Genomic DNA, 17,852 nt, shown 5'->3' with positions numbered 1-17,852 from the left:
GTCAAATTTCATGAAAGATTCACCGGCGGTCGAAAAAGGCAAAAATATATTAATTATAATCGCGGTTAATTTGGCGATCGCCTTTATTTGTCTGGAAGCTTTATCGCTAGCTTTTTATTTTATCAACCAAAAGGAGTTTTTTTATACCAGAATTAAATCCAAAGAAAAAGTAGTAGAGGATATTGAAAGAATCGGCATTAGACTTGATGAATCAATCGTAGAAAGACTGCACCCGCTTTTTGGCTATGTACTCAAACAAGGTGCTTTCACCAATGAAAAATTAAAGTTAAAAGTCAACAAGCAGGGCTTTTTTTCCCTCTACCAATATCCGTTTGTTAAAAGCAATAAAAATCAAGTTATTATCGGAATTTTTGGCGGTTCAGTGGCGAATAACTTTGCAGTAGATGAATACGTAACTAGAAGATTGTCTAACAAATTGAAGGCTTATCCAGAATTTGCAAACAAGGAAATTATTGTTTTAAATTTTGGCAACGGCGGCTACAAACAGCCCCAACAATTATTAATTTTAAATTACTTTTTGGCTTTGGGTCAAGAGTTAGATTTAGTCATCAATATTGACGGTTTTAACGAAGTAGCACTGTCAAATTTAAACAACAAAGCCCAAGTAGAAATAGGAATGCCCAGCGTTCAGCACATACAGCCTCTGACGGGTTTAGCCAACAACAACTTGTCACCGGAAGCGATGAGCTCGATCGTGCAAATTAACGAAACCAAAAAACAGTTGAAAGCAGGTATTGACAAATTGCAAACTTGTCAACTTGCTTTGTGTCACGCTGTTACCTCGCTACAAGTGAGACAATTAGTCAACAGTTACCAGCAAGCAGTTGTCAAGTACGATCGGCAAGTCAAACAATCCAACCCAGACACGGCAAATAACGATATAGTATATATTCCCAAAGCAGACTTTGTTTTGCAGGATGCCGCTGCTTTTGACAAAATGGCATCAATGTGGTACGAATCGTCGATCGCGATGAATCAAATTTTATCAAGTAGAAAGATTAAGTATTTTCACTTTATCCAGCCCAACCAGTATTATCCTACTAAGAGAGCGTTTACCGCAAAGGAAAAGGAAATCGCGATTGACAAGAAGAGTCCTTACATTGAAGGTGTGGAAAAAGGTTATCCGGTATTGTTGTCCAAAGTCGATGATTTGCAAAAAGCTGGGGTTAATGTTTTTAGCGCAGTGAATATTTTAGATAATACAAAAGAGACGGTTTACAAAGATGCCTGCTGCCACTATAATTCAGTGGGAGAAGAAGTATTGGCAAACTATGTTTCCAGTTCGATTATTAAAGTAGTCAGGGAGTCGAAATAGATGTTTATGAAAGATTTAAAATTCGTCCAAAAAGGACAAGAATTTCTAAAAATTGCTTTGATTAACTTAGCCCTTTTACTGGTTTTCCTGGAACTGGGTTCCTTGGGATGGTATTTTGTTAAACACAAGCAATTTTTCTATACCAGAGAAAAGGCGCAAGATAAGTCGGCTTTAGGAATTAATTTAGAAGGAGTGCGGCTGAAGAACGAGTCTATTGTCGAAAGATTTCATCCTTTTTTTGGATTTATTCAAAAACCAGGTCCCGACTTTCGCCCCGGTTTTAAAAATAACAACTATGGGTTTATCTCACCTTACGATTACCCTTTCAAAAAGACTAAACCCAATCAATTTATTATCGGAGTATTCGGCGGTTCAGTGGCTTCTGGTTATGGAATATTTGAAGTTCAAAACAAGATTTTACCTAAATACCTCAAACAGTTGCCTGGTTTAAAAGATAAAGAATTTGTAATTTTGTCTTTTGCAACGGGAGGCTACAAACAGCCGCAGCAATTATTAATTTTAAACTACTTTTTGGCTTTAGGTCAAGAATTAGATATGGTCGTCAATATAGATGGTTTTAATGAAGTAGCACTTTCTAATTTAAACAATAAAAATAAAGTCGATTTGGCGATGCCAAGCATTCAGCATATTTTGCCGCTGACAAGCTTGGCGAATAATAGCCTTTCTACAAAAGCGATGAAATCAACGATCGCAATTAAAGAAAATAAAGCTAGGATTAATCAGGGTTTGAAAAGTTTGCGGCAATGCAAGTTAGCTGCGTGCGACGCTTTAACTTCTGTTTACGTTCAAAACTTGGTAAACAACTACCGAAAAGATGTCATCAGGTTTGAAAAAGAGAGTAATCAACCGGAGAAAGATGACGGCGGCAGCGTGGTTTATATCAATCTTAACAATTCTGTTATGAAAGATGATGTTGCTTTTGAACAAATGGCTCAGAATTGGGCAAAAAGTTCAATTTTTATGCACAAAGTGCTGTCGGCTAGTAATGTGCCTTATTTTCATGTTCTTCAGCCGAATCAATATTATCAGACGAAAAGAGTGTTTGGTGAAGCAGAAAAGCAGATTGCTTTTAACAAGGATACTCCTTATGCTAAAGCTGTGCAAATTGGATATCCGGCTCTTTTAAAAAAGTTTGCGAATTTGGAAAAAAATAATATCACTCTAGTGAATGCTGTCAATGTTTTTGACAAGACTAAAGAGGCTGTTTATGTAGATAGCTGCTGCCACTACAATCAAGCTGGAGAGGTAGTTTTTAGCAATTATGTGGGTCGTTCTATTCTGGAATATTTGCGGAAAGATGAGGCTAGAAGCAAAAAGAAGTAGGTCTGAAATATCCGCTGAATGGTTGATTTAGGGTGCAGCGCACCTTACCGCTGAGTTTAAATTTTAGGTTTTTGGTTGGGTTTTAGATCGATCGCCCGCTGAGTCGATCGGCATTACCAAGATTTTATCAACTCGGTTGCCGTCCATATCTACTACTTCCACGCGCAAACCGTTCCACTCAAAATGCTCGGCTGCTGTGGGAATTTTGCCCAAATTTGTAATCACAAAACCGCCCATTGTGTGGTAACTTCCTTTGTGTTCTGCGGACAATTCTTCTATTCCAAACAGCTCAAAAAAATCTTCGACTGGTAGCATTCCGTCTAACAGCCAAGAACCGTCTTCGCGCTGCACAGCTTCCGGCTCGTCAGCATCTTCAATCGAGGGAAAGTCGCCAACGAGTTCGACTAAAATATCGTTGACTGTAACCAATCCTTGAATCACGCCGTATTCGTCTACCACTAAGGCAATTTGATTGCTAGATTGCTTGAAAAGCTCTAATACTTTTAACCCTCGCGTGCTTTCCGGTACAAATAAAGGCCGCCGTAAAGAAGCGCTTAAATCGAGGGGTTGACCAGTTAAAGTCCGAGACAGCATATCAGTAACGTGTACTAAACCGACAACGTTGTCAAGTCCTCCTTGACACACTGGAAATCGAGAATGACCGCTGCCGAGCATTTTTTGGCGGTTTTCTTCTACTGAGTCGTCGAGGTCGAGCCAGGTAAGATCGGGACGCGGGGTCATTAAGGCGCTGACTCGCCGATCGCCCAAACGAAAGACTCTTTCCACCATATCTTGTTCGGCTTCTTCAAAAGTGCCGGCTTCGGTTCCTTGCTCTATTAAAACTTTAATTTCTTCTTCTGTGACTTGCGGTTCCGTCGAGGGCAAAATCCCCATGATTCGCAGCACTAATTCCGTGGAATAACTTAAAACATAAACCGCAGGAGCGCCTATTTTTGAGAGCATTCGCATGGGAATGGCGACGCTTGAGGCGATCGGCTCAGGGTTGTTGAGGGCCAACCGCTTCGGCACGAGTTCGCCAATAATTATGGTCAGATAAGTTATGGTTAAAATTGCGATGACTGAGGCGATCGTGTGAGAGTAGGGCGCCAGGGCAGGAATCAGCAGCAACAAAGGCTCTACTCTTTTAGCAATGGTCGTTTCTCCGAAAGCGCCCGACAGAATAGCCAGCAGCGTAATCCCGATTTGAACTGTCGGCAAGAACTGATTTGGGGCATTAGCCAGATCCAAAGCTACGCGGGCATTCGTTGAACCCTGGTTTGCCATCTGTTGCAGTCTCACCTTCCGTACTGAGATGATGGCCATCTCTGACATCACAAACACGCCATTAAGGAAAACCAGCAGGAGAACAATCAGAATATCGGTACTTGGGGACATTTCTAAAATTTTCGGTAGTAACGACGAAGCGCTCTGCCCGGTTAAAGGAGAAGCCTGCAAGCTGCGAATCTCGATCGCAAAATCGAAATTTTTTCTAAACCTGTCACTAGATTAACGGAACTGGCTCGATCGCGATCGCAGGATCGAGATATTAAAGCATAAGTATATCCGCAGTTAAGTTTCAAAGCGTCAACAGCAGATCGGCACAATCATGGATGTTTGTCGTACAATCTCCTTAACAGGCAAAGGGAAAGAGCCTTCGCCGATCGGGGATTAAAATTAAAAGCGCATGACTTTCTCTTCAATAATTCGTACCCTGGGGCGATCGCCCCTAGCAACAGAACTCCTCAACAAGCTCAAGCGCCATCGCTACGTGCAACTGTCCGGCGTAGCCCGCTTGCCCAAAGGTTTAGTAGCTTCTGCCCTCGCACAGCAAGAAGGGCGGAGTTTACTGGTAGTGACGGCCACTCTAGAAGAAGCGGGCCGCTGGGTGGCCGGGCTGGAGGCTATGGGCTGGCAGACTGTGCATTTTTACCCAACTTCGGAGGCTTCGCCCTACGAGCTATCTTACTCCGACGAGAACGAAATGACGTGGGGGCAAATGCAGGTGCTGGCGGATTTGGTCGAGAAACGAGAAACAAACGTTAATTCTAAGCCGATCGCGATTGTAGCTACCGAAAGAGCTCTCCAGTCTCACTTGCCACCACCTGCTGCTTTTGAACCCTACTGTCTGACGCTGAAGCGAGGTGCGGTTCAAGACTCGAAGATACTCGATCGCCAACTGGTTTCGATGGGGTACGATCGGGTGACTCTGGTGGAAATGGAGGGCCAGTGGAGTCGCCGGGGCGATATTGTCGATGTGTTTCCGGTAGCGGCGGAGTTGCCGGTGCGGCTGGAGTGGTTTGGGGATGATTTGGAGCAAATTCGGGAGTTTGACCCGTCTTCGCAGCGATCGCTCGATAAGGTCGAGCGATTAGTTTTAACTCCTACTAATTTTAACACAATTATTAAAGCAGTTTTATCTGAAAAAAAGCTTGACGAAATCAACCACCTAGGCTCGGTTGACCCCGAAAAGGAAGCGCAAAATGAAGGGGAAAAATTTGTCCGCAGGCTGTTGGGTTTAGCGTTCGAGCAACCTGCATCTTTGTTGGATTATTTGCCAGAAAACACTTTAGTTGTTATTGACGAACCCCAAGGGTGCGAAGCTCACAGCGACCGCTGGTTTGAGAATGCACAGGAACAGTGGAATAATTGTAATCGCGAATCGGCAGTTGCTGGTGAGGCAACAGAAAAATTGCCAATTGCTAATTTGAAAGTTCCGAAAATTCACCGCACTTTTGCTGAATCTATGGCAGATGTCGCAGCTTTCGATCGGCTAGAACTTTCAGAATTGGCAGAAGATTCTACGGCTAAAAAATTTCAAAGCTCCTCCGGGGATGACCAGCTACCGTCTGCGATTAATTTGGCTTCTCGGCCTGTGCCGGTGATGCCTCACCAATTTGCGAAGCTGTCTCAAATGCTCAGGGAAGAGCGCGATCGGGGTTTTACCATTTTTCTGGTTTCTGCTCAACCGAGTCGATCGGTTTCTCTGCTTTCGGAACACGACTGTCCGGCTCAATTTGTGGTGAATCCGCGCGATTATTTGGCGATCGACAAGTTGCAATTGCAGCACATTCCGGTTGCTTTGAAGTACAGCGGGCTGGCAGAATTGGAAGGTTTTATTCTGCCGACTTTTCGGATTGTTTTAATTACCGATCGGGAATTTTACGGTCAGCATTCTTTGGCTACTTTTAGCTATGTCCGCAAGCGCCGCCGCGCTGCTTCTAAGCAAGTAGATCCGAATAAATTAAGCCCTGGTGATTATGTGGTTCACCGCCAGCATGGAGTGGGCAAATTTCTCAAGTTGGAACGCTTGACGATCGATCGGGAAACTCGCGAATATTTGCTGATTCAATACGCTGACGGTACTCTGAGAGTGGCGGCAGATCAGTTGGGCGCTTTGTCGAGGTTTCGGACTGTAGGCGATAAAGTACCGGATCTAAACAAGCTGACAGGCCAAACTTGGGAAAAAACTAAAACAAAGGTTCGCAAAGCTGTTAAAAAATTGGCAGTGGATTTGCTGAATCTTTATGCTAAAAGAGCTAAACAAACAGGTTACGCTTTTCCTGCTGATATGCCTTGGCAACAAGAGTTGGAGGATTCTTTTCCTTACCAGCCAACACCGGATCAGTTGAAGGCAACTCAGGATGTGAAACGCGACATGGAGGGCGATCGACCGATGGATCGCTTGGTGTGTGGCGATGTTGGTTTTGGTAAGACAGAAGTTGCTCTGAGAGCGATTTTTAAGGCGGTTACGGCGGGCAAGCAGGTGGCTTTGCTCGCGCCGACGACAATTTTGACCCAACAGCACTATCACACGCTCTCGGAGCGTTTTTCCCCTTATCCGATCGAAGTTGGTTTGCTCAATCGCTTTCGCACTGAAACCGAGCGCCGGGAGATTCACAAGCGTTTGGCGACTGGGGAATTAGATGTGATTGTCGGTACTCAAGCTGTTTTGAGCAAGGCGATTAAATTTCGAGATTTGGGCTTGTTGGTGGTGGATGAAGAACAGCGGTTTGGAGTTAAGCAAAAGGAAGCTATTAAATCTCTCAAAACAGAGGTAGATGTTCTGACTCTGACAGCAACGCCGATTCCCCGGACTTTGTATATGTCGCTGTCGGGGATTCGCGAGATGAGTTTGATTTCGACTCCGCCTCCCAGCAGGCGCCCGATTCAGACGCATTTGGCTCCCTATAACCCGGAAGTGGTGCGATCGGCAATTCGTCAAGAATTGGACAGGGGCGGTCAGGTTTTTTACGTGGTGCCGCGGATTGAGGGGATTGATGAGTTGGCCGTTCAGTTGCAGGAGATGGTTCCGTCTGCCAGAATTGCGATCGCTCACGGTCAAATGGATGCTTCGGAATTAGAATCGGTCATGCTGACTTTCAGTGCGGCAGATTTCGATATTTTGGTGTGCACGACGATTATTGAGTCGGGTTTGGATATTCCGCGAGTCAATACTATTTTAATTGAAGACGCGCAGAAGTTTGGTTTGGGTCAGCTTTACCAGTTGCGGGGACGGGTGGGACGCGCGGGGATTCAAGCTCATGCTTGGCTGTTTTATCCGAAGCAGAACCAACTGTCTGATGCTGCAAGGCAGCGGCTGCGGGCAATTCAAGAGTTTGCCCAGTTGGGATCGGGCTATCAGTTGGCCGTCCGAGATATGGAAATTCGCGGTTCGGGTGATGTTTTGGGTACTGAACAATCTGGTCAAATGGAGGCGATCGGTTTTGATTTGTATGCTGAAATGTTAGAGGAGGCTATTCGGGAAATTAAGGGTCAGGAAATTCCGAAAGTGGAGGACGCACAAATCGACCTCACTTTGACGGCGTTTATTCCTGCTGATTACATCGCAGATTTGGATCAAAAGATGAGCGCTTACCGATCTGTGGCTAATGCTAATACCCCTGAAGAATTACAGCAGATTCAGGCTGATTGGTGCGATCGTTATGGGCAAATTCCTCTTCCAGCCCAGCAACTTATCCGTGTGGTCGAACTCAAACAAATTGCTAAAAAAATCGGTTTTTCTCGGATCAAACCGGAGAATAAGCAGAACATAGTTTTGGAAACGGCGATGGAAGAGCCTGCTTGGAATTTGCTCAAGGCTAATTTGCCGGAACATTTGCGCTCTCGTTTTGTCTACAGCAAGGGGAAGGTTACTATTCGAGGTATGGCGGTTTTGACGGCCCAAAAGCAATTAGATAATTTGATTGATTGGCTTGGTAAAATGCAGGGTGCTTTGCCGGAAGCAACTGTTTGATTTTAATATATAATCCCCAAATCTCGCGCACCGCCGAAACCACAGAATAATAACGATGGAACCATAAAAAATATTACTGCTGTTTTCATGATGGTTTTAGCGACAGAAAGGATTAAAATCGTGAAAATGTTAGTGAGTATTTTTTTGGCGATCGCGCTAGTGCAAGGAGTCCCAATGGCGGTTCAATCTCAAGACATAATTGACCCCATAGATCGGGTTGTGAGTGCAGGATTGATGAATAAAGATGCTAGTGGCAATTTTAATGCTGAGGGCCTTGTTAGTCGCGCCGATTTGGCGATGATTTTAGTGAAAACTTTTGGTTTGGAACGCCGGAAAACCGCTCAAAAACCGGATAGGGAATTGCCGGACGTACCGAAGAGTTACTGGGCTTACAGTGCGATTCAAACTGCTTTGAAAACGGGAACGATGAGTGGATACCGCGAGGGAATGTTTTTTCCAAATCAAAGGGTGACTCGCGCTGAAGCTTTGGCGATTTTTGCTCAAGCTTACGGGGTTTTTCAGTTTCCAGATCCCAGCATTTCCGAGATTTTAGCTAAGTATCCCGATGCAGGCGAAATTCCTAATTGGGCTAGAAAGTCTATCGCTACTGCACTTTATGAAGGGTTTGTTAATGTTGATCTCGCAACTAATAAGATTAATCCTTTGAAGCCGATGACTCGTGGGGATATCGCTTACGCTTTGAGCAAGTATTTGGAGCGGCAGGTAAGACCCACTTCTTTGCCTGTCCCGGACGAGCAGCCTCCTAATCGCGGCGTGGGAAGGTGATAGTGTTGAGTTGTGAGTTAAAAAGTCGATCGCCCACCATGCAAAATCCCGGAGCTTTGGTGACTGTAAAAGCAGCCATCAAACCCCCAGGATTTAAGTTTTTCCTCTTCAACGAGGCTCAAATTATTGCCAATGAGTGTTGGCTCAATCAGCAGTAACCAATTCCGTACTGCCGCCACCGCGCTTCCGCGTCAGGGTATTGAAAAGCATCTGACCAACAGCTTTAATCAAATTACCTTCTAACTCCATGAACATCTTCATGTTCATGCCGAAAGCTGCATTAGCTTCGTCAACAATTCGCTCTGCTGTGGCTTCGTCTATTGGCAGTTCATTCATTGCCTGACGGTAGTTAGCCTTAAATTCTTTTTCATCAGGAATATCCTGGAATTCATAGAAAGCAGTGCCTTCTCCCTCGGAAAGATTCATCCCGCGCTGGGCAATTCCCTTCAGGATTTGTCCGCCGGATAAATCGCCAAGGTACCGAGTGTAAGAATGAGCTACTAACAGTTCCGGTGCTGAGGCCGAGATTTCGTGAATGCGCTGCACATAAGCTTTAGCTGCGGCTGATGGGGCTACTTGTTCGCGCCAATTCGCACCGTAGTAGTAAAATAAATCTTGCTCTAAGCTTTGTTTGCGATTCAACTCAGAAAAGTAAATTTTTGAAACAACCGGATGCTGCTTTTGGCGTTCCATTTCCTCTTCCATTGCCGAGTAGACAAAGTAGAGATTTCCTACTAACTTCCGGTAAGAAGTTTTTTCTACAACGCCTTTTAAAAAACACTTGACAAAACCGACGTTTTCTGCCATTGTGTGGGACTTTTTGGTTCCCTCACGCAATTTGGTCGCTAAATTGATGCTCATGCTATATTGTCCAACCTTCTATTTTTGTGGTAGCTGATGGATGCGCCAAAAATCTAAAATTTACCTAAGCATTTACCTTAGATCGATTTGATGAGAGATTGTATTAATTTTTATAACAAAAGTTCGCAGTAGTCAGTAGGCAGTTGGCAGTAGTCATCAGTCATCAGCCACTAACTAATGACTAATGACTAATGACTCATCCTCGCCAGCAAAGAACTGTCAACTGTCAACTGTCAACTAACTTAGATGTCCAAGTCGAGGAGGTTGAGTTTGGGGCCGTAGGTTTCGATGAATTCGCGGCGGGGGGCGACACGATCGCCCATTAAGATCGTAAAGATGCGATCGGCCTCTGCTGCATCTTCAATCTCCACCCGTTTCAGCGTCCGAGTTTCCGGATTCATCGTCGTATCCCACAACTGTGTCGGCATCATTTCGCCCAAACCTTTGAACCGCTGAATGGTGTAATTAGCATTCGCCGGAAATTCATTGCGGACGAGATTGTTCATTTCGCGATCGCTGTAACAGTAGTAATGATTGCGTCCCCGTTCCACTTTATAGAGAGGAGGGCAGGCAATATAGATGTAACCTTGTTCTACAAGTGCGCGCTGATAGCGGTAGAAGAAAGTCAACAACAGCGTGCGGATGTGAGCACCATCAACGTCAGCGTCAGTCATAATTACGATGTGGTGATACCGCAATTGCCCCGGATCGAATTCTTCGCCTTTGATGCCCAAACCCAGGGCTGTAATTAACGATTGAATTTCGTTATTCTTGTAGATTTTGGCATCGTCGGTTTTCTCAATGTTGAGGATTTTTCCCCGCAAAGGCAGGATTGCTTGGAATTGGCGATCGCGCCCTTGTTTGGCAGATCCGCCTGCAGAATCCCCCTCCACCAAATAGATCTCAGACAGGGCGGGGTCTCTGGAGCTACAGTCCGCTAATTTTCCAGGCAAAGGAGACGATTCTAAGACTGATTTTCGGCGCACTAAATCGCGGGCACGGCGGGCTGCTTCAGCAGCCTTAAATGCCTGAATTGCTTTTTCCAAAATAGCGTCAGCTACTTGGGGGCGAAACTCCAAATATTCGGTCAATACTTCGCCAACCAAGGAATCAACAATTCCCCGAACTTCTGTATTTCCTAGCTTAGTTTTAGTTTGACCTTCAAATTCGGGATCGGGAACTTTGACCGAAATCACGGCTGTTAAACCTTCGCGAACGTTTTCGCCGGCGAGGTTGGGCTCGTTTTCTTTGATTTTGTTGCGCTTGCGGGCGATCGAATTCATCGTCCGCGTCAAAACTGCCTTCAAACCTTCTAAGTGCGTGCCTCCGTCGATCGTCCGAATGTTGTTAGCAAAGCCAAGAACATTATCGCTAAAAGCATCAACGCACCACTGCAAAGCAACTTCTATTTGCACGTTATTGCGTTCGCCTTGCACGTAAATAACTTCTTCGTGCAGAGGCTGCTTTTCGCGGTTCATGTAGGCGATGTATTCCTTGATTCCACCCTCGTAACAGTAAGTTTCGATGCGAGGTTCGCTACTTTTGAGCAGTTCCAAACGGTGGTCGCTAAACGTAATTTTCACGCCAGCATTCAAATAACCCAATTCTCGCAAGCGCCCGGCGAGTATAGTGTAATCAAATTCAATACCAGTGCTAAATATTTGAGTATCTGGCAAGAAAGAAACTGAAGTGCCGGTGCGATTGCCTTTGTTGGGCTTGGCATTAAGTTCGGTAACGGGATTGCCTCTTTCGTAGCGCTGTAAATGTTCTTTTTGGTCGCGCCAAACTGTCACTTCTACCCACTCGGACAGCGCGTTAACAACAGAAATACCTACACCGTGCAATCCTCCAGAAACCTTGTAGCCACCACCGCCAAATTTACCGCCGGCGTGAAGTACAGTCATTACTGTTTCTATTCCCGATTTGCCAGTCTTGGCAACTATGCCGGTGGGAATACCCCGGCCGTCGTCTGTCACGGTAACGGAACCGTCGGCGTTGATGTCAATCTCGATGTGAGTGCAGTGGCCAGCCAGCGCCTCATCTATGGAATTGTCCACAACCTCGTAAACTAGATGGTGGAGTCCTCGCGGGCCGGTGGTACCGATGTACATCCCCGGTCGTTTACGGACTGCTTCGAGACCTTCGAGAACTTGAATCTGGTCGGCGCTGTAGCTGCTGGTCATACAAAAATAGCTCCAATAATGAGGCCTAAAGCCCCGAAAGCTTATAAAATAGGAAAACTTCTAAAATTATAGCACAAAACCGTTAAAGGCGATGCTAGGGCTTTCTGAAGGGAAATTTATCGGGGGGAGGGAGGGGAATAGTTTTGAGATTGCTTGAGGACTGCCCAGCCCGATCGCGGTGAATCAGTGTAGGAGAGGCTGGAAAGCATGGATAGGAGAGGATTTGAGAGTTTTTATAGGGAAATGTGCGACGGCTTATGACTAGATTAATTACGATTTGCGGGGCGACGGCGACGGGGAAGTCGGGAGTGGCTTTGGCTTTGGCGGGGCGACTACAATCCTCGATCCTGAGTGCGGACTCCCGTCAAGTGTACCGCGAATTTGACATCGGAACGGCAAAACCGACGGCGGTCGATCGCACTTGTGTACCCCATCACTTGATTGACATCTGCGATCCGACAGCAACTCTAACAGTCGCAGATTACCAGCAACAAGCTCAAAAATTAATTGCTGCTGTCGATTTTCCTGTTTCTCCCCCCCTGTTGTTGGTGGGAGGGACTGGTTTATATATTAAATCGATTGTCAGGGGTTTAAAAATTCCGAGAGTCGCACCCATGCCCGAATTGCGATCGCAACTTGCGGAACTCGGACAATCTCAATGTTACGCGATGTTGCAGCAGGTCGATCGCTCTGCAGCCGAGAAAATTCACCTCAATGACCCAGTAAGAACTTTAAGAGCACTGGAAGTATTTTATGTCACCGGTCGCTCTATTTCCGAGCAGCAGGGCGAAAATCCTCCCGATTATCCTATTTTACAAATTGGGTTGGATTGTGATATTGATGTTTTAGTCGATCGGATCAAACAGCGCACCGAACAAATGCTAGAACGCGGTTGGATCGCTGAAGTAGAATATTTGTGTAAAAAATACGGCTGCGACTTGCCACTGTTGAACACGCTGGGCTATCAGGAAATGAAACTATATTTGGCTGGCGACATTAAGCTTGAAGAAGCCAAAGAATTAACAATTTTGCACACGCGGCAATTTGCGAAGAGACAGCGGACTTGGTTTCGAGCTTATCCTGAAATTGAATGGTTTGATGTTAGCACGCCAGATTTATTGGAGCGAGTTTGGCAGAGAGTAGAGGAATTTGTCAATCGATTTTAGATTTTAGATTTAAAAATTTGTGGAACAGGCATCTTGCCTGTTCATAACAGATATGCAAAATATCTGCGATATTTAAACACACAAAAACTTAATCTAACATGATGCTAACTTTGACTCGGTAAAATTTCTCTAATTCTTTGCCGAAACAAACGCACAGCAGCACGCTGTCCGACTGTTCTGCTTTGTTCGATGAAACCGGGAATTTCTGCAACAGGTAAAAAAGGAAAAGCTAAACTGCGCTCGCACATTTCATATTTTCCCTCCACACGTTGATAAACTTGCAGAGATGGCCCCTGATATCTCCAGATTTCCGGCACGCCAAGTGCAGCATAAATTGTAAACTTATTCACAGATGAATTCGTGTAATCCGACTCGATGGCTAAATCAGGCGTCGGGTCATTTGGCAAATTGATATTTCTGCCTCTCACTAAAGATTCATTTTGAATGTAGAAACAGGAATCAGGTTCTACAGCACGAGTTAAATCTTCTCGTTCAAGAGTCAGCGAACCAAGACTCCTAAGTTCAATTTCCAGCTCATCTACAATGGCTTCTACAAAGCTTTCTATAAGCCGTTTGGGTTCTTCGTGTTCTTCCAGCGGCATTCTGATTTCTAATACTCCTTCATCGTAAGCAATTCTCCAAGCTCTATCGTCCCCAACATCTGCCATCAATGCTTTAAAAGTTGACCAACTGACACCTTTTAAAATAACTCGGTTTTCTGGGGTAGTTTGCTGCTCGACGGGAGTTGATGTTGTTGTTACCATTTAACAATTCCTTGGTAGCTTCATCTATTTTTATTATAGAGGATAATAGGATTTTTTTTCTCGTTCCCAGGCAGAGCCTGGGAATGCCTGAATCCGAGGCTCTGCCTCACGGGAATAGGGAGGCAGAGCCTCCGGATCTGCGTTCCTAGGCAGAGCCTAGAAACGAGGGGAAATCCGTCAATTAACTGTACAAAGGCAGTGCCTAGAAACGAGGGGAAATCCGTCAATTAACTGTACAAACTCGCCACATATTCGCCGTAACCGTTATAGGGCAAAGTTGGGCGAGTTTCCCACGACCAACTGTTACCTGGGCCGACTACCCGCTCGCTAGCCTGCGACCATCTGGGGTGTGGTTTGTCGGGTTCGACATTTGCTTCAAAAGCGTATTCGTTGGGGCCGATTGTATTCCAAAAAGTAGCGGGCTGTTGTTGGACAAATTCAATTTTGACGATCGACTTTGCGCCCTTAAAACCGTATTTCCAAGGAATCACTTGCCGCAGCGGCGCACCATTTTGTTTTGGTAGCCTTCGGCCATACAAGCCTGTGGCAAAAAATGCTAAATCGTTGGCCATTTCCTCAATTCGCATACCTTCGGTATAAGGCCAAGGATAAAATTGCGACATCAAACCGGGGCCGGGAGTAATTTTGGGGTCATAAAATGAGGTGAAGCGAACGAATTTAGCGTTTGATTTTGGTTCGACATCAGCCATCAGTAATTTCATGGGAAATCCGACCCAAGGAACAACCATCGCCCAGGCTTCTACACAACGAAATCGATAAACTCGTTCTTCGATAGGAAATTTCTTGTAGAAGTCGTCAATATCATAAATACGGGGATTTTTTACTAAACCGCCTACTTCTACTTTCCAGTTTTCTGTTGGCAAAGCTTGAGCGGCTTGCCAAATTGATTTTGTGCCGCCGTATTCGTAAAAATTGTTGTATTTTGTAGCTAAGGCTTCGTCGGTAATTGCTCGATCGACTTTTGCAAAGGCGGGATTCCGGCTCAATCCCGAATATGCTTGGGTTGAGCTTTGATCCAGAGCGGTTTTTGAGCTAGCATTGCTTTGGCAGCCAGTCAGTGGCAGCAGCGAAGCCGTCACGCCGGCGCCAATTAAATTTGTCATGAAGTGGCGGCGGTTGAGAAAGGCTGTTTCTGGGGTAATTTGGGGTTCGAGAATTTCCCAAGATTTGGGTACGCGAATTAAGGGCATAAGTAATAGTTAAAAGTTAGTAGTTAGTTTGGCAAAATTTGCCTAAGTTTTAATCTGTTAGTGGATGAGAAATTAGAGGTTTGAAATTGACTCCATAGAACAAAGAATCACGGATATTTGGCAATGCCTCGCGATTGCTTTGGCAATGCTTGCGATCGCACTGAAAGTATTCGCAATGACAGTATAACGTAATTCGGTAACAGCAAATCCCGCCGATCGCTCGATCAAGCTCGGTACGATCGACCTATTAAACCTCGCTCGCAGGAAAGTCAGCAATTATTTACGCGCGATCGACCGCAGCAATTGTGGCGAAAATCTGGGAAACAATTATGATCAAGCAAAGATTCCAATTATTTAATTTGTCCACAGGAAGCGGCACGCACCGCCCCGCTTTCCTCCCCCACTCCTCTAGTATGTCGGACGGGGGTCTCCAGCGGAAAGACAAATGAGTTACTGCACCAATCCCCATTGCCAGAATCCCCAAAATCTCGATCGCGCGACTGTATGCGAAAGTTGCGAGTCGAACTTGCTGCTAAAAGGCCGCTACCGAGTCTTTCACACCCTCGGTCAAAGTCTCACTTGCCGGACTTTCTTAGCAGTCGATGAAGACCAACCTTCCCAACCCCGCTGCGTCATTCAACAGTTCTGCGCGCCTGCTGCAACAGCGGACGCTCACAACCCGCTAAACCGGACATTTCGTGGCTCGACCTCTGTTCTCGACGAGTTGGGGAAACATCCGCAAATACCGAAACTGCTGGCATCTTTTGAACTCGAAGGCTGCCAGTATTTAGTGCAAGAATACATCGAAGGCCGCAATTTAGCCGATCGGCTTTCAGAAAAAGGTGTTGTTAAAGAAATTCAAATTTGGTATCTGCTGAGCGAATTGTTGCCAGTCCTGCAATTTGTTCACGAACATCAACTGATTCACCGAGATATCAAACCGTCCAATATTATTCACCGCAAAACTCCCCAAGCATCCCCAGCTTTGGCAGGGAAAGAGGATTTACATGGAGTGTCTCAGGAAAGTTCCTCTGGGCTAGTTTTAGTCGATTTCGGCGCGGCAATTCCGGCTAATAGCGGGCCGCTCAAAACAAAAACGGTGACAGGTTCTGCCGAATACGCGGCCCCGGAACAAATTAAAGGTCAAGCGATTAAGAGCAGCGACATCTACAGTTTGGGCGTGACTTGCATTCACTTGTTAACGGGAATGTCGCCCTTTGATTTGTTTGACATCAAAGCCGACAGTTGGGCCTGGAGGCATTATTTGAAAGTACCAGTTTCGGGGCGACTCGGCCGCATCCTGGATAAAATGGTGCAGCGAGAACCATCAAAACGCTATCGATCGACCGAGGCAATTCTCACAGACATGAAATACGGCCCGGCACCGGTAGACGTGATTCTCAGCAAACCCAAGTGGACTTTAGCTATGTGGGGAGCAAGTACGGTTGCCCTGCTTTCCGTACTGCTGGGTTCTCGCTTGCCATCTCCTGCACCGCAGGCTTTCACTTCTTCTGAGCCTGTTTCTAGCATTCCCGAAATTCGGTTCAATCCGCCCCCGATGCAGGATTTCAGGGGTGAGGCATCGCCGTCAGAGCCCGCAGTGCGTACTCTGGCGGATCAAGACAAAAATCCGGTTTGGGCGGTAGCAGTCGCTCCCAACGGTCGCGTGATTGTCAGCGGGAACAACGACGGCACAATTCACCTGCTGCACAAGCGTCACGGTAAGCTGCTCAAGGTTTTAGCAGGACATTTGGGGCCGGTGTGGTCGGTGGCCGTCAGTCCCGACGGCAGGACGATCGCCAGTGGCGGCGAGGACGGTACGATTAAATTGTGGAATTTCTATTCTGGCAGGTTAATTCAGACTTTGGACGGACACCAAGACGGCGTGTTCTCGGTGGTTTTCAGTCCCGACAGCCAGATCCTGGCCAGTGTCGGTAAGGACAAAACTTTGAAGTTGTGGCAAGTCGAAGGCGGGGCCGAGTTGGACACTCTCAAGCGGGTTTTTGACGAGGTGCAGTCGGTGGGTTTCAGTCCCGATCGAGAAACTTTGGCGATCGGCAGCAGCGACGGTAAGATCAACCTCTGGAACTGGCAGACTGGGGAATTGAAAGAAACTCTTTGGGGTCATTCCGAGGGGGTTTGGTCTCTGGCCATCAGCCCGGACGGTCAAACTCTCGCCAGTGGCAGTTGGGACAAGACGGTGAAGTTGTGGGATATCAGCGCAAATAATCAGTCCCGGCAGCCCAACGGTTCTCTGCTGCGGACTTTAATCGGCCATTCCGACAAGGTTAAGTCTTTGGCTTTCAGTCCCGACGGAGACAAGCTGGCCAGCGCCGATTTGAGCGGGACTATCAAGCTGTGGCGCATGAGTTCCGGCGAAATCGCGGGCACGCTGAAGGGTCATTCTACTTGGGTGGAATTGGCTTTTAATCCTCAAGACAAAACTCTGATCAGCGGCAGTTTTGACGACACGATTAAGGTGTGGCGGCTGTCTCCTTGATTTTTGCGATCGCCGGGAGTTAGATATACAGTTTTAAGAAAGGACAGTCTCAACAAACTAAACTCAGATTGGGTGGTCGGGCTGTCTTTTTCTTAGGTCATATCATTTCCGGTTACACCGCAATGATTTTCACTGTTGACGGTTGACTGTTGACTGTTCACTGTCAACAGTCAACTCGAATTTACTATTCCGATACTAACGGATTTGATATCAACCTTCATATATAACCTTTCTCAGTTAGAAATAAAAAATAATATCATGTGCGGTAAATCACCCATAATAAAAGTCTTTTGTAGTAATGACTTTAGCCTTTATTAGCTAAAAGTTTTAACAAAGGACTCTTCGTCCTCACTACAAACTTATGATGCTTATACGGAATCCGGTTGACAAAGGTCTACAACAAATCATCAATAAGTCAACCAATGATAATTGGTCAAAGCCTTAATT

Annotated in this window: 12 protein-coding genes; 7 read left to right on the top strand and 5 right to left on the bottom strand. The window is 45.9% G+C overall.

Translation table 11 applies throughout. From position 1 onward, the window contains the following. The first annotated feature begins 10 nt into the window (after positions 1-10). Both QUA40_RS11225 and QUA40_RS11220 read left to right on the top strand, forming a co-directional pair. Positions 11-1,336: a hypothetical protein gene (locus tag QUA40_RS11225; protein ID WP_333125287.1), complete on the top strand. Its 1,326-nt coding sequence runs from the start codon at positions 11-13 to the stop codon at positions 1,334-1,336. A gap of 6 nt (positions 1,337-1,342) precedes the next feature. Next, positions 1,343-2,680: a hypothetical protein gene (locus tag QUA40_RS11220; RefSeq protein WP_333125284.1), complete on the top strand. Its 1,338-nt coding sequence runs from the start codon at positions 1,343-1,345 to the stop codon at positions 2,678-2,680. 63 nt (positions 2,681-2,743) lie between these two features. Here QUA40_RS11220 and QUA40_RS11215 read toward each other — a convergent pair whose 3' ends face one another. Continuing rightward, a complete protein-coding gene (locus QUA40_RS11215) occupies positions 2,744-4,075 on the bottom strand; it encodes a hemolysin family protein (protein WP_333125281.1) in 1,332 nt (443 codons plus the stop codon). Positions 4,076-4,364: 289 nt separating this feature from the next. Here QUA40_RS11215 and mfd point away from each other — a divergent pair, with 289 nt between their 5' ends. The 3 genes from mfd (at position 4,365) to QUA40_RS11200 (ending at position 8,878) form a co-directional block, all read left to right on the top strand. After that, a complete protein-coding gene (gene mfd, locus QUA40_RS11210; RefSeq protein WP_333125277.1) occupies positions 4,365-7,934 on the top strand; it encodes a transcription-repair coupling factor in 3,570 nt (1,189 codons plus the stop codon). A gap of 126 nt (positions 7,935-8,060) precedes the next feature. Beyond that, positions 8,061-8,720, top strand: a complete 660-nt coding sequence (locus tag QUA40_RS11205; protein WP_333125361.1) for an S-layer homology domain-containing protein — start codon at positions 8,061-8,063, stop codon at positions 8,718-8,720. Between the two features lie 5 nt (positions 8,721-8,725). Continuing rightward, positions 8,726-8,878 carry a hypothetical protein gene (locus QUA40_RS11200; protein ID WP_333125274.1) on the top strand — a complete coding sequence of 51 codons (153 nt, stop codon included), beginning with the start codon at positions 8,726-8,728 and terminating at the stop codon, positions 8,876-8,878. Here QUA40_RS11200 and QUA40_RS11195 read toward each other — a convergent pair. After that, complete coding sequence (locus QUA40_RS11195; RefSeq protein WP_333125271.1) at positions 8,865-9,581, bottom strand: heme oxygenase (biliverdin-producing); 717 nt, start codon at positions 9,579-9,581, stop codon at positions 8,865-8,867. The two genes, QUA40_RS11200 and QUA40_RS11195, sit on opposite strands and share 14 nt — an antisense overlap. A gap of 242 nt (positions 9,582-9,823) precedes the next feature. Continuing rightward, complete coding sequence (gene gyrB, locus QUA40_RS11190; RefSeq protein ID WP_333125268.1) at positions 9,824-11,764, bottom strand: DNA topoisomerase (ATP-hydrolyzing) subunit B; 1,941 nt, start codon at positions 11,762-11,764, stop codon at positions 9,824-9,826. A 257-nt stretch (positions 11,765-12,021) separates the two neighbouring features. On the opposite strand from gyrB, the gene miaA reads away from it, so the two are divergent. Further along, a complete protein-coding gene (miaA, locus tag QUA40_RS11185; RefSeq protein WP_333125265.1) occupies positions 12,022-12,930 on the top strand; it encodes a tRNA (adenosine(37)-N6)-dimethylallyltransferase MiaA in 909 nt (302 codons plus the stop codon). Positions 12,931-13,034: 104 nt separating this feature from the next. Here the strand turns inward: miaA and QUA40_RS11180 are convergent, their stop codons facing one another. Together QUA40_RS11180 and msrP are read right to left on the bottom strand one after the other, a co-directional pair. Further along, the gene (locus QUA40_RS11180; RefSeq protein ID WP_333125263.1) at positions 13,035-13,694 is read right to left on the bottom strand and encodes a Uma2 family endonuclease; all 660 of its coding nucleotides are present in this window, start codon (positions 13,692-13,694) and stop codon (positions 13,035-13,037) included. A gap of 227 nt (positions 13,695-13,921) precedes the next feature. After that, a complete protein-coding gene (gene msrP, locus QUA40_RS11175) occupies positions 13,922-14,905 on the bottom strand; it encodes a protein-methionine-sulfoxide reductase catalytic subunit MsrP (RefSeq protein ID WP_333125261.1) in 984 nt (327 codons plus the stop codon). Positions 14,906-15,350: 445 nt separating this feature from the next. Here msrP and QUA40_RS11170 point away from each other — a divergent pair, with 445 nt between their 5' ends. Then, positions 15,351-17,405, top strand: a complete 2,055-nt coding sequence (locus tag QUA40_RS11170; protein WP_333125259.1) for a serine/threonine-protein kinase — start codon at positions 15,351-15,353, stop codon at positions 17,403-17,405. Positions 17,406-17,852: the final 447 nt, after the last annotated feature.

The sequence above is a fragment of the Microcoleus sp. Pol11C3 genome (genome assembly GCF_036701485.1).
Classification (GTDB): domain Bacteria; phylum Cyanobacteriota; class Cyanobacteriia; order Cyanobacteriales; family Microcoleaceae; genus Microcoleus.
Note: the sequence above shows the minus strand (reverse complement) of the source record. Positions and strands in the feature narration are given on the sequence as shown.